We start from the raw sequence: 12,855 nt of genomic DNA, 5'->3' as shown, positions 1-12,855 counted from the left end.
GGATGAGTTATTATGTTTTATTTAGACCTTCGCTCTACAGGGTCTAGGTTTTGTTGAATCTTATCGTATAGCTTATCGTCTAATGGAATTTCATGCTTAAATGTATGAAAGCTAAAAGTATATCGATTAACTGTTTCTTTTACTTCTTTCTCTGTTCTCATTCCAATACTATTTCTTAAATAATTATAAGGGAAAAAGATATCTCCTGTCCTTTGTATTTCAATGATAAGCTCAATAGTTGGCTTAATTAAATCCAATGTTTTTTCGGCTTGTAAAGGATGGTTTACATAATATAAACCATATTCTACCCACGTTTCATTTTCCCTTTTTTCTACCTTTGCTAAATCTTTAATATACTTCTGTAAGTGAATAGTATCTTGGGAAGTAGTAGGTAAGAGGTAATCAAATAATTCGCTGTAATATTCTGACTTTAGATTTGATTTAATGGTTTGGTAAAGTTGAACATCATGTAAACCTTCTAATCTTAGATGATGATATAAATGAACTTTCTCTCTCTCATTTAGGCTAATATCTTTTGATGTTCCTTTAAGGTATGGAGTAAAGAACGAAAACTCTGATCTTTTATGCTGAAATTGACTTACTACCTTAAAATAGAAAGTTTTCTGAGGCTTAGAATCCGCTATTTTCATCAATTGCTTAAAGTGATTTAAATGTTGAGCAGAAAGTTTTAATCTCATTTCTTCATCAAGATTAAACCAATACACTTCTTTAAATTGACTTAGCAACATTTGTTGAAGTAGACTATTTTTCTCAGTACTTAAAAATTGGATTAGTGTAGAAATGTAATCCTTTGGAAAGTAAACATTCTTATTCAAAAAGTTTTCGAAAATACTACCATAAGCTATACCTCTTTCTGTTGGATTGAAGTTTTGCATGTTGCTCTCTAAAAAAGAACCAATTTCTTCATCTATTATAAAATATCCATATCCTTTTCCAGATTGATCTAATGGGAACTTATTTTTTGATAATTCAATAACGGTATCCCTCATATTTAAAAAAATCTCCCTTTGATCGATTTCAATCATTTGTGATTTATAGGGGCTGTTATAAGATATTTTTAGTGAATCAGTATTCAATCTTGAGTGAAAAATTTTGGGTTGACCTGCCTCTTTAACCCATGAATCTGCCCATTTACTTAAGTCTTTACCCGAACTAATCGAAATTTCTTGAATTAGATCATCAAAGGTAGCATTAGAATAGGCATATTTTTTAAGGTAATTTTGTAATCCTTTTTGAAGGACGTCTTCTCCAACATTTAATTCTAATTGAGCCATTACTACTGGGGCTTTAGAATAAATGATTGCACCATACAATGTTCCAGCCATGTTTAAGTTCTCGAGATGCTGTTGTATAGGATGACTACCCGATGTTCTATCAACGACATAAGCACGATCTTGATGTGCTAAATAAAACTGCAGTTGATGGTCGATGTTTGGATATTCTGGAGCGACAGCCTTAGCAGCAATAAAATTAGCAAAGACTTCCTTGAGCCAAACATCATCAAACCACTTCATTGTCACTAGATTTCCAAACCACATATGAGCCACTTCATGGGCAATAAGTTTTGCTCTCCTCATTTTTTGAGAATCATCTGCATTTTCATCTAATATTAAAGACGATGCTCTATATTGAATTGCCCCCACATGTTCCATTCCTCCATACTGGAAAGGAGGAATTAAAGCAAAATCAAGTTTGTTAAAAGGAAGTGGGATACCTGTATAATTACTAATCCATTGAACAGACTTCACATGAAGATCAAATATTTTGTCTATGTTTTGAGCCATTTTATCTGCCTCTTCCATATGGAGCATATGAAATTCAAATCCATCCTTGTTGTAAATTTCTTCTTTAAACTCACCTGCAACAAAAGAAAATAGATAAGTACTGATTTTGTTAGTTTTTTTGAATTGAATCAGTTTTCTATTGTTCTGCAAGGTGGTTTTTCCATATTCGCCTGCAATAGCCTTCCAATTTTCTGGAATATCCAAACTCAATTCATACGTTGCTTTTAAATCAGGTTGATCAAAACAAGGGAATAATGTCCTGGCTCTATCAGGTACCAGTAATGTATATAAGTAATTTTCTTTTCTATTTAACGACTGATTTCCTGCGACAAATTGGAAAGATAATTTATTAGCACCTTCAGTAAGATACTCTTTAGGAACGACTAAATGTTCCTTTTCTACCGTAATATTAACTTGTTTGTTATTGATAATGATGTTTTTTACTATCGGTGTTTCTACTTTAAAATCCAATACTACTGGATTATCATTGTTCTCAAGAGAAAAAGTGATTAAAGCCGTTGCATCTATAGTTTTACTTTTGTCAGATGGCAAAATAAAATGAAGTTCATAATTCAAATTACTAATTTGTTGGTAACGAAATTCTGCCAATTCTTTGGATACACCATTAACTATCATGCTCTCCATATCGATAGGCTTTTGACATGAAAAAATGCATAATGAAAGAAAAAAATAAACATACCTCATGAGGATTCTTTTAGATAAAAAATAATGAGTTGATTCTATTGATAAATATAAAGAATTGAAGTGTATTGTGTAGTAATGAATACCTGAAAACTAAGTTTGTTAATTTAAGAATCTTCAATATTTATGGTTTTTTATTTATAAGATTTGGATGAAGGAATATTTATTATATCTAACTAATTGTATGAATATCAATATTGTAATCTAAAAAAATCTTTCACTTGAACCATTACTAAATAGAGGATGTTTTTATTGAAACCAATGATAACTACTATATGAAAAAAAATATCCTTTTTTTGGAGAATAATGCTTTCATGAGAAAATTGGTCTATACAATATTTAAATTTCAGCATAAATTAACTTTATGTGAAACCATACATGAAGCAACAAAACATATTGATAAAGTAAAATATGACCTAATTATTACTGACTTAAATTTAGAAGGTGAAAACGGGATCGATTTTGTCAATGAAATAAAAAAATTAGATGATGAATTACCTGTAATTATTTTATCAGGTGAGATAGAACAAAAAATTCAATGTTACCTATTAGGGGTAGAAGATTTTATAGCAAAACCCTTTTTAATCAAGGAATTAGATCTTAGAGTAAATAATATTTTAAATCGGAGGGATTTACTCATCAATAAAGATTATAAAAATTAATAGTAAAAAGTCTAGATCATTTGATATCTTTAAAAGAAAAAATCATATGATCTGGGCCTTACTTTTTGCACTCATTTTTTCATCTTCATCCTCTACAGATTTTGCTATTCCCAATTATCAAAAAATTATTGATAAAAAGGTAGAGAATAAGAAATCAAAAAAAGCCATAAACGAAATCATTTCTGAAGGTAAATCTTATCGAAAAGAATATCAGAAAAAAGCTAAAAAACAGACTAACCTTCTTCATTTGTATTTTGTCACAAATAAATCAACCGAAGTGCAATTCGACAGTATCATTACTAATATACTCTTGCTCAAAGAAGAATATAGACTTACTAATTTGAATGTGCTTAGAAATTCTCAAGATCATATCAATATGGAAGAATGGAAACTTATTTCTGATGAAATAAAAGGAGAAATGGAAAAGTACCTTGTAGAAGAAGAAAAAAGCTTTGCGAAGAAAAAAGAAATCTTCGAAGAGTTAAAAGTTGAAATTGAAAAGTATATAGAGAGTGATCATCAATCCGTGATGCGTAAGAATAATATTAAAAAGGCAGTCGAAGAATTTTTAGAGATATACCAAAGTAATTATGAAGCAATAAGTTGTCTTCTTATAAATGAGCAATGTATTATTTATCAATATCATTTTGATAAAAAGAACATATCAAAAACGTCTGAAGAAGTAAATAACAGATTATCTGATGTATTGTATGCCTATAAAAATTTACATTTCAAAATTGTAGATAATACTTCTATAAATGAATGGGAAAATTTACAAAAGAAGCTAGCAGTACCAAATTAATCTTTATCTGATACTTTAAAAGAATACCTACTTTGGGAGATATAACTATAGATAATTGAAACAATTACGGTGAGAATTTTAGAAGGAGTAGGATAAAAACCTAGTAAATCCACAAATATTTTCATCAGAATATAATTAATAAATATAGCACCGAAACTGACCTGTATATATCTAAAAAATTGAACCTTTCCTTTTAAATCTGATTCTTGGAAAGTGATGTATTTCTGTAATAAAAACCCCGTTGTTAGTGTGATAGGATAAACTATAAATAAAGCCGCAATGTGGGAACTTAACGTAAATAGTATCAAATCTAAATTTTCTTGATGTAGTACAACATGAAAAACTAGATAATATAGACAGATATCTAAGACTAAATTTCCCCCGCCACAAGCTGCATATCTAAAAGTTTTTAAAGGCATTATAGATTGAAATGGCTTATAAAAAAAGTCTATAATACTTATTAGTAAGTTGCGCATAATTATATAAATGAATCACAAATATACTTTTTTTAAGCGATATAATAATTTAAAAGAAAAGGAATAACATAATTTATAGAATTAAGATATTTTGATGAAATAGGAACATAATTTGAATAGAGTATATCACTTTTTGATAAAGACTATAATTATGAAAACGTCTACTAAAATTTTAAATCAGTGTGCTGTTTATTATCAATTTATTAAACAACTATTGATAACTCATGTATTCAATAAAGAGAATAAAACCTATTTAAAACATTTTCTACAAGATATAAGGACTTGTTTCATCAATGTATTTAAAAATATTGCCAAAATCAATTTGTCAAAAAAGAGTTGGAGAGTTTTTATTATAGAAGAAATAATTGCTACAGGAACAGGTTGGTATGCAGGTATTTTCGCCGCCGATTTGATAAGTACTAACTATAAATTTAAAAGTGTAAACAACCTTTGGGGATTAACTGGTAGGAGAGATGGAAAGGAGATGATTTCTAAAGAAGACTATGAATTATATAATACATATTCAAGTTATATTATTGGTTTATTAATGATGGTGATTGTTCGTTACCTGATCATGCAAATACTGCATGAATTCGAAAAAGTTAGAGAAGAAAGAAAAAGCAATTATACCACGGATTAATTTTTTTTAAGAAAAAGCTTGAATTACTAGGTTATTTACAGAAATAAATAATAAATTTATATTGCCATACAAAAAAATAACTAACTCATATTTATCTAAGTCAGATGAATAATTATATTCGAAGCATAAGATTTTCTAAAGGTCTTACCCAAAAATCTTTATCACAACGATCTACATTACCCCTTTGGCACATTCAAATGATAGAAAATAATGTCATTATACCAACTGAAAACGACTTATTAAAAATATCAACTGTATTGGATGTCAACAAAGAGGAACTGATTACAAGTGAGGAATTAGATAGAAAGCAACTCTCAAAGATCTATCTATCTGTATTAAGTATGTTCATTATTCCATTTGGGAATATAATAGGACCGTCATATTTTATGTCTGTTCATTTAAACTTATCTTCTAAAGTTCGTTCAGAAGGGAATAAGTTTGTGAATTTTCAACTAATATGGTCTGTAATAACATCCTTTATTTTTATACTACTTATCATTTATAATTTTAAATATGGTGTAAATGTGTATGAACCTTTATCGTTGTGGTTCTCATTAACAGTATTACTTATTTTTAACCTTGGTTATTCTAGTTTTAAATTTTTGAGTATCTATAAATAATTATCTCATTGTAATAAGATTCTTTTGTATATATCTAATTATCAAATGTGTATATTATTATTTTGCTCAAGTGTTTTTTAAATTTACTTACCTGAATTTATTAACATGAAGAACCATCTTTTAAAAACCTCAGATGATTACGGTACAGGATTGATACGTTTAATGGTCGGTATTGTTTTTACTTCTGAAGGCATTCAGAAATTTTTATTCCCTAATGAAAGAGGCACAGGAAGATTTGAAGAATTAGGATTCCCTTTTCCTGACCTTTTTGGTTACTTTATTGGAAGTATAGAAATTTTCTTTGGATTACTTTTACTTTTTGGGCTATTTACACGTATTTCATCAGTTACTATTTTATTATTAATTACTGCTGCTTTCTTTACAACAAAAGTATCTGTTTTCGATGAATTTGGCTTTTGGGCAATGATGCATGGATCTAGAACAGATCTTTGTATGTTTATGGGAAGCTTATTTTTAATCTATAAGGGTGGAGGATTTAAATCATTTGATCAATACTATTTTAAGAAATATTCAGAATAAATCTTAATAAGTATTAACGAAATGATGAATTTACAGACAATACGTGTTAAAATAACGTAAGATAATATGTAATTGATATTAAGCTAATCTATAGTAAAATGAAAAAAACATTCACATTCCTCGTTATATTGCTATTAACTATGGGTTTAGTTAACGCAAATGAAAGAAATAATGCTCATCTAAAATCGGAAGATTCAGTGACAAAAAATAACAATATTGGAAAAGAACTTACGAATCAATCTGAAATTCATCAGGAACTAAATACATATTTAAAAATCGAAGAAGAAGGTGCTATGGATTACATTTATAATCCACAGAACAATAATATTGTAATGTATTTTAAAGATGGTGTTAGATCTTTAACTTTAAAAGCAGTTAAAAGAACAAGACAATTAACTAATGTGTATTACAATGTAAATGATGAATTTACATTGCATGTTGTTGTATATAATGATACTAAAAATATTGTAGATGTTAGGACAAGGAAATATTTCCCAGAATATGATAGAACTTTCTCAGTAATTACTGATGAAAAAAAATAGTATCAATAGATATTTAAAAGAAAAGCATTGAGAGATCAATGCTTTTTTTATATTCGCATAAATTTAAAAAATATGCATCCTAAAAATATACATAAGACCGGTTATCAATTTGAACTTTTACAAAATGCTATACCCGAAATAACGTCTCATATCGTCATTACCAAAGGAGGAAAACAAAGTATTAATTTTCATGATCCAATAGCTGTCAAATTATTAAATAGAGCCCTTTTAAAAGCACATTATAAAATTAATCATTGGGATATTCCTGAAGGATATCTCTGTCCACCTGTACCAGGTAGGTTAGACTATTTATTAGGAATAAATGATCTATTAAATGAAACAACTAAACTCACTCCAAAAGATATCAAAGGATTAGATGTTGGTACCGGAGCCAATATGATATACCCTTTATTGGGAGTGAGTCAATTTAAATGGAAGTTCTTGGCTTCAGAAATTGATGAAAGAGCATTAGAAAACGGGGTGAAATTATTGAAAGATAACAAGATACCTATCAGTAAGATTCATCTTAAGAAACAAAATAACCCCACCAAAATATTTGATAATATCATTGGAGAACGAGACCGAATTGCATTTACAATGTGTAATCCTCCTTTCTATAAGAGCAAAGAAGAAGCTGAGTCTGCTACTACTCGAAAAAATAAAAATCTCAACCAAGAAAATTTGAAGGATAGAAACTTTGGTGGACTAAAGAATGAATTGTGGGTAAAGGGGGGAGAACTACAGTTTATAAAAAACATGATGAAGGAGAGTGTTAATTATAAAGATCAAGTAGTTTGGTTTACGACTTTAGTATCACAACAGGCTCATGTATCTGAATTAAATAAAACTATTCGGAAACTAAAAGCCAATATACGAATTGTAGATATGAACCAAGGTCAGAAGAAGAGTCGATTTATAGCATGGTCTTTCCTTCTAAAGTAATATAAAAAAGCAGGTCATATGACCTGCTTTTGTGTTTATTCTTCTTTTTGTACCATTGCTAATGGTGTTTTATATATTAATGAGATATCCTTGAATATACTTTTATTCTGTGCATATTGAACATCTAATTTTATTCTTCTTTCTTCAGACATAAATGGTTCTTTAGACTTTGCTACTTGCCATACTCCAGTAATACCAGCAGCTCCAGCGAACCTACCAACTGAATAGTCTTTTGTAAGCTGCTCTGCTTCGTAAATTGGTAACGGACGATTACCAACTAAAGACATATGACCTAACAATACATTGATTAACTGAGGTAATTCATCAATAGATGTCTTACGAATAATTGCACCTACTTTTGTTACTCTTGGATCGTTTTGTAATTTAAAGAAAGTGGATGTACTATTATCATATTTGTGTTGATTCTCGCAAATTTTAAAGCCGTTATCTCCATGTAACAATTCTCCTTGAGGTATATTTTCTGGAGCAACTTCTTCCTCATCACCATAAGTATTTACTTCTTGTAAATCTTTCACTAAGTGGTCTGCATTTACCTTCATAGATCTAAATTTCAAGAATGGTATTTCATTGTAGTTTTTTCCAATCCGTCTTGAAATATAAAAAATGGGTCCTTTTGATTCTAATCTAATGGCTATAGCTACAATTAAAAATAAGGGTGATAATAAAGTAAGAAGGACAAATGACCCTATTATATCAATTGACCTTTTGGAAATAAGATAGAAGTTTTTTTTTATATCTAATTTCTTTTTGGGTATATCAACTATTTTGGTATCATCCTTACTTATCCATTTATCGTATTTACGAAGAATATTTTTTACTCTAAGTAATAATTCTTTTGGTAAGAAAGGTTTAACCACATAATCGTCAACTCCAAGTTCCAAAATCTCAAACTTTTTATCAGAAGAGTCTTCTCCTGATAAAGTGATTATAGGAAGGTGAGCAAATTTTGGTTGCTTTTTAATTTGCTTTATAAAGTTTTCACCACTTTCATTAGTTAAATTCAAATCTGTTATAACTAAATGATAGTTGTTTTTTTCTAATTGATCATAAGCGTCAGCAATAGTACTGTAACAATTTACTTCATAACTTGTAGATAGAAGAGTACTGACAAAATTCTGCATGAACTTATCATCATCTAATAGTAATATTCTTTTGGTCATACCGATTGATATTGGGTTTGAATCATGATGTTTCGCTTAGATAACAGATCATGAAAGGATTCAGTTCAGAATATTTTAATATTTTTTCACTCAAGTTCCGAGTGATAACAATTATTTACATTCAGTGGAGTTAGTAAAAATTATATGCTTTTATCGTTTCTTCCAATGAATTCTTTCTTGTGTACTGTTTTACCCACTCATAACCCAATTCTGCTTGTTGTTTTCTTTCTTTTTCATTCTCTATGTAATGGGTAATTTTTTCTATCATATCCATAACATTATACTCTACTAATGTTCCTCCTTTACCTACAATTTCTGTTAATGATCCTCCTTTCGTACTAATTACAGGAAGTTTCGTAGCCATAGCTTCTAAAGGTGTATATCCAAATCCCTCATATAAAGAGGTGAAAACAAATAAATCTGCTTCATTATAAAATTGATTTAATTTTTCATCGGGAATAAACCCACTGAATTCAATATTTTGTAACCCTAATTCTTTCGCAATTGCTGGATAATTAGTGTATTCCGGATGTGCACCTGCAATTTTTAAAAAGACATGAGGGTATTTTTTTTCAATTACTTTCATTGCATGTAAAAGTAAACCAACATTTTTTCGTCCCCCGAGGCCTCCTGTATATATTATCGTAAATTTATCTTTGTCCTTTATTACCGTATCATCATAAAAGAACTGATTGAAATTTAGAAAACCTTTACTCACATAAATTAATTCTTCAGGGTAATTCGCATATTTAATTGTATCCATCTTGGCATTATTAGAAACAACAATAATGGGAATTCTTCTTTCTTTAAATCGATTGATAGCCCATTTGTAATACCCCGTAAACCATTTATCTGCTTCTGTTATATGTAACAATGAAACATCATGCATGGTAACTACAACAGGATTTGGAGTATACGATGCCGCTAATCCAGATAAAAACCAATGCCCATGTATTATTTGATCTTTGGGTGTGCTCTTAATTTTTTGATGTATAAAATAGGGTAAAATATAGGAGTGTAATCCTTTAAAGGATCGATATGGGATTTTTTTAATCCATTTATGTTTATGATAATCTACATCTGTATGGTTAGGTTTATATACTTTATAGAGTTTAACATTGCTTTTTAATTCCCTTAAAGATTCTCCTAACATATAACTATACCTTCCTATACCTGAATTAAAATGTTGGCAACAAGCTAAGGTGATATCACTAGGAATTTGCATTGAATTTTTCATTATATCGGGCAAGTTTTATTTTTCGTTTTTCATCAATTATTCTCAGACGTTCGTTCTCTTCGTTTTGTAATCGCTCATTTTTGTCTTTAAAATACTTTTGGATGTGTTCTATTGTGCGCATCAACATGGCAATCCATATCCACATCAGTATATTAAAGGGTAAAATACCGTTAACGTCTTGTGCTTGTTCTACTACTATAATTGATGCCAATGTAGCATAAAGAGATAGTAATAGAACTTTTAATTCTGTATTATCAAGCCGCCAAAATTGGGTCTGGGTGAGGAAATAATAGATAAATGATATAAATATGGTAGAATAAACAATAAGGCCAAGCCAACCGGCTTCTACCATAACTCTTAGATGACCGGAATCGGGAGCAAAGTTAGCCAACATTGTTCCTGGGGAAAATCGAACTCCCCAAACACCTGTACTTCCTAAACCACCACCTAAAGGATGGGCAAAAATCCAAGGATACATGGCATGTCTATTTTCTTCTCTTTCTTTGTATGATGTATCTTTCGACCCTGCGAAGGTGGATTGTATTCTTTGAATATGATAATTATCTGTTGGAGTATTGATTAGAATAATAAAAAATACAGCGAAAACAGCTCCAGCCATATAAACTTTCGTATTCCCCCAAAGTGCTACAACAATTGCAACAATTACGACAACTAATGCAATACCAGAACGTGTTCCTGACCATACTAAGGCAGGTAAACAGATAATGGTACCTATAATAATAAAGATCTTTTTCCTCATATTATATAAAGGAAGAAGGAAAACTCCCATCACAATAATTATGGCCATCAACATACCAAAATGAGCTGGAGAAGCCAATGTACCAAAAACTCTCCATCGTCCTGAAATATATACAAGGTGCTTGGCATCGTTAGCAAACACCCATGCCATTTCGAAAGGGAAATAGCCATTAATGTTTTGAATTACTCCCCACAAGCCACTAAAGTAACAACAGCCAAACATAAAAAATATTAATGATTTCAGATCATCAATAGTCTTAAAATAGTAATAGACAATGAAGTACAATAAAGGATATAAAACGTAAGGCCTCATTACAAAGAACCAAGCCACTCTAGATGCAGCACTTGGATTAGCTACCTGTATAATGTTCCAACAGATCCATCCTGCGATTGGGTACATCATAGGTACTTTAAATGTAGAAGCATAGTCTTTCATTTCTCCACATTTATAAAGATGTCCCAGAATGGTAAACATTATCGCAAAATCAAACCCTAAACCTATAGGAGCAGGAATATTCATTTTAAGAGGTATACCAATAAATATGCTTAGGAAGATATAGAAATAGATACTCATTCTAGCATAAAAGAACAATGATAATAGGAAAGGTATAGCAATACTCATTACAGCAATCGCCACACCTAAACCCCAATTCACATTATTGGCTAGGTGAGAAATACCTAATGATATAAGTAATGCGATGATTACACTGAATATTCCTATTAATGTTCCTTTACTCATCTAAATTTTTCCTTTCTGTATGAATAAAATTGCCTTTTGCTTTACCTTGGAAAATGCTAAACAAACTCTTACAGTTACTCCATATTAGCATTGGGAATCTCCCCATTAATTGAAAAAATGCGGGTAGTAAACCATTCAATGATAAGAAGAAAGTTGCTCCAAGAATTAAACAACCAAATGCATACGTAAATAATTGATATTGATTGAAGAATATGACTTCAACAATAAAGAGTAAGGGAGTCAACAACATCAAGATACTTCTAGGTGGTCGAAGAATTGAGATGGTATAATCTAAGGCCTCAATGCTCAAACCGAAGAATATTTTTTTCAGCAACCTTGGTAAAAAAGCAAAAGCGGTCATGTATTGCTCTGCAAACCATCTTGATCGTTGTTGTTGTAAAACTTCTATATCATCTGTTTTCTCTTCGTAGACAATGGCGTCTGAAGCATAAATCCCTTTTAATTTTTCTTTATCCAAAAGCCATTCAAGAAATAAGTTTTTGTCCATTCCTGGGTTTTTGAGACTTAATTTTTTTATTCCTTTTATAAACCAATCTATTTGAACGATAAATGCACTTCCAGTAAGTTCCGGATTCCATCCCATTGCTGATTTATAGTTTCTTAAAGATACATTGTTTAGATTTTCTGATATGAGATCATAACTAGCCACGGCATTTTGACTATTTAATGCAGATCTTTTCCCTTGAATGTAGTTAAAACCTTCTTTTCTGAATAATTCGATTTCATCAAAAAAAGTAGGGGAAACTACATTATCCTTATCTAACAATATCACGTGATTTGCTTTAAATTCTGCAATCACTTTTTCTTCAACAATTTCATCACATGTAAATTTTAACGCCTGAATGTATGTATTCCCTAAATTTGAATCAAAAGTCTTTTCCAAAGCAAAAATTTTCCTTTCATACGCTGCATTCATGATTTTTTGATCACAATGCTGAAATAAAACAACAGTCATATAGGGAACTTTAGGAGGATATTTTTCTATAGCATCTAAAGCATCAATTAATGTATTATTGGCTTTATATGCAGGGATATAAATAATCCATCGATCATCCAATGAGATATTCTGTGGCTTTGCTTTTCTTTTATATAAAGAGCCTATGATGAGTGTAAACATTAAGTAAACACAATAGAAAAGGATAAAGCTACCAAGTATTAAGTATGTATAATGAAATAATAAACTCATC

General features: G+C 30.0%; 13 protein-coding genes. 7 read left to right on the top strand and 6 right to left on the bottom strand.

Features of this window, described 5'->3' with window-relative positions; all coding sequences use genetic code 11:
- Positions 1 to 17: 17 nt before the first annotated feature.
- A complete protein-coding gene (locus MY04_RS23915; protein ID WP_158297887.1) occupies positions 18 to 2,450 on the bottom strand; it encodes a M1 family metallopeptidase in 2,433 nt (810 codons plus the stop codon).
- A 332-nt stretch (positions 2,451 to 2,782) separates the two neighbouring features.
- Here MY04_RS23915 and MY04_RS23910 point away from each other — a divergent pair, with 332 nt between their 5' ends.
- Together MY04_RS23910 and MY04_RS23905 are read left to right on the top strand one after the other, a co-directional pair.
- Positions 2,783 to 3,169: a response regulator gene (locus MY04_RS23910; protein ID WP_066215078.1), complete on the top strand. Its 387-nt coding sequence runs from the start codon at positions 2,783 to 2,785 to the stop codon at positions 3,167 to 3,169.
- Positions 3,170 to 3,215: 46 nt separating this feature from the next.
- The gene (locus tag MY04_RS23905) at positions 3,216 to 3,971 is read left to right on the top strand and encodes a hypothetical protein (RefSeq protein ID WP_066215076.1); all 756 of its coding nucleotides are present in this window, start codon (positions 3,216 to 3,218) and stop codon (positions 3,969 to 3,971) included.
- On the opposite strand, the gene MY04_RS23900 is transcribed toward MY04_RS23905, so the two are convergent.
- Complete coding sequence (locus tag MY04_RS23900) at positions 3,968 to 4,390, bottom strand: GtrA family protein (protein ID WP_158297886.1); 423 nt, start codon at positions 4,388 to 4,390, stop codon at positions 3,968 to 3,970. The genes MY04_RS23905 and MY04_RS23900 overlap by 4 nt on opposite strands.
- A gap of 208 nt (positions 4,391 to 4,598) precedes the next feature.
- Here MY04_RS23900 and MY04_RS23895 point away from each other — a divergent pair, with 208 nt between their 5' ends.
- The 5 genes from MY04_RS23895 (at position 4,599) to rlmF (ending at position 7,731) form a co-directional block, all read left to right on the top strand.
- Entirely contained in the window at positions 4,599 to 5,087 is a 489-nt protein-coding gene (locus tag MY04_RS23895) for a hypothetical protein (protein WP_066215072.1), read from the top strand.
- A 104-nt stretch (positions 5,088 to 5,191) separates the two neighbouring features.
- The gene (locus MY04_RS23890) at positions 5,192 to 5,707 is read left to right on the top strand and encodes a DUF4870 domain-containing protein (RefSeq protein ID WP_066215070.1); all 516 of its coding nucleotides are present in this window, start codon (positions 5,192 to 5,194) and stop codon (positions 5,705 to 5,707) included.
- 105 nt (positions 5,708 to 5,812) lie between these two features.
- The gene (locus MY04_RS23885) at positions 5,813 to 6,247 is read left to right on the top strand and encodes a DoxX family protein (protein WP_066215069.1); all 435 of its coding nucleotides are present in this window, start codon (positions 5,813 to 5,815) and stop codon (positions 6,245 to 6,247) included.
- Between the two features lie 98 nt (positions 6,248 to 6,345).
- A complete protein-coding gene (locus tag MY04_RS23880; protein WP_158297885.1) occupies positions 6,346 to 6,789 on the top strand; it encodes a hypothetical protein in 444 nt (147 codons plus the stop codon).
- A 72-nt stretch (positions 6,790 to 6,861) separates the two neighbouring features.
- Entirely contained in the window at positions 6,862 to 7,731 is an 870-nt protein-coding gene (rlmF, locus tag MY04_RS23875) for a 23S rRNA (adenine(1618)-N(6))-methyltransferase RlmF (protein ID WP_066215065.1), read from the top strand.
- Between the two features lie 35 nt (positions 7,732 to 7,766).
- On the opposite strand, the gene MY04_RS28285 is transcribed toward rlmF, so the two are convergent.
- The 4 genes from MY04_RS28285 to MY04_RS23855 form a co-directional block, all read right to left on the bottom strand.
- Entirely contained in the window at positions 7,767 to 8,912 is a 1,146-nt protein-coding gene (locus tag MY04_RS28285) for a sugar transferase (protein ID WP_066215063.1), read from the bottom strand.
- A gap of 130 nt (positions 8,913 to 9,042) precedes the next feature.
- Entirely contained in the window at positions 9,043 to 10,149 is a 1,107-nt protein-coding gene (locus tag MY04_RS23865; protein WP_084006107.1) for a glycosyltransferase family 4 protein, read from the bottom strand.
- Positions 10,124 to 11,647 (bottom strand): O-antigen ligase family protein, encoded by a 1,524-nt coding sequence (locus MY04_RS23860; protein WP_066215061.1) that lies wholly within the window; start codon positions 11,645 to 11,647, stop codon positions 10,124 to 10,126. Before MY04_RS23860 ends, MY04_RS23865 begins: the two co-directional genes overlap by 26 nt.
- Positions 11,640 to 12,854: a glycosyltransferase gene (locus MY04_RS23855; RefSeq protein WP_066215059.1), complete on the bottom strand. Its 1,215-nt coding sequence runs from the start codon at positions 12,852 to 12,854 to the stop codon at positions 11,640 to 11,642. Before MY04_RS23855 ends, MY04_RS23860 begins: the two co-directional genes overlap by 8 nt.
- Between the last annotated feature and the right edge of the window lies 1 nt (position 12,855).

The organism is Flammeovirga sp. MY04 (assembly GCF_001682195.2).
Taxonomy (GTDB): domain Bacteria; phylum Bacteroidota; class Bacteroidia; order Cytophagales; family Flammeovirgaceae; genus Flammeovirga; species Flammeovirga yaeyamensis.
Note: the sequence above shows the minus strand (reverse complement) of the source record. Positions and strands in the feature narration are given on the sequence as shown.

What these genes read in the sequence shown, in the direction of transcription:
- MY04_RS23910 (WP_066215078.1), top strand. Translation starts at nt 2,783, where the DNA reads ATGAAAAAAAATATCCTTTTTTTGGAGAATAATGCTTTCATGAGAAAA.
- MY04_RS23865 (WP_084006107.1), bottom strand. Translation starts at nt 10,149, where the DNA reads ATGAAAAATTCAATGCAAATTCCTAGTGATATCACCTTAGCTTGTTGC.
- MY04_RS23860 (WP_066215061.1), bottom strand. Translation starts at nt 11,647, where the DNA reads ATGAGTAAAGGAACATTAATAGGAATATTCAGTGTAATCATCGCATTA.
- MY04_RS23890 (WP_066215070.1), top strand. Translation starts at nt 5,192, where the DNA reads ATGAATAATTATATTCGAAGCATAAGATTTTCTAAAGGTCTTACCCAA.
- MY04_RS23900 (WP_158297886.1), bottom strand. Translation starts at nt 4,390, where the DNA reads ATGCCTTTAAAAACTTTTAGATATGCAGCTTGTGGCGGGGGAAATTTA.
- MY04_RS23915 (WP_158297887.1), bottom strand. Translation starts at nt 2,450, where the DNA reads ATGGAGAGCATGATAGTTAATGGTGTATCCAAAGAATTGGCAGAATTT.
- rlmF (WP_066215065.1), top strand. Translation starts at nt 6,862, where the DNA reads ATGCATCCTAAAAATATACATAAGACCGGTTATCAATTTGAACTTTTA.
- MY04_RS28285 (WP_066215063.1), bottom strand. Translation starts at nt 8,912, where the DNA reads ATGACCAAAAGAATATTACTATTAGATGATGATAAGTTCATGCAGAAT.
- MY04_RS23885 (WP_066215069.1), top strand. Translation starts at nt 5,813, where the DNA reads ATGAAGAACCATCTTTTAAAAACCTCAGATGATTACGGTACAGGATTG.
- MY04_RS23855 (WP_066215059.1), bottom strand. Translation starts at nt 12,854, where the DNA reads ATGAGTTTATTATTTCATTATACATACTTAATACTTGGTAGCTTTATC.
- MY04_RS23895 (WP_066215072.1), top strand. Translation starts at nt 4,599, where the DNA reads ATGAAAACGTCTACTAAAATTTTAAATCAGTGTGCTGTTTATTATCAA.
- MY04_RS23905 (WP_066215076.1), top strand. Translation starts at nt 3,216, where the DNA reads ATGATCTGGGCCTTACTTTTTGCACTCATTTTTTCATCTTCATCCTCT.
- MY04_RS23880 (WP_158297885.1), top strand. Translation starts at nt 6,346, where the DNA reads ATGAAAAAAACATTCACATTCCTCGTTATATTGCTATTAACTATGGGT.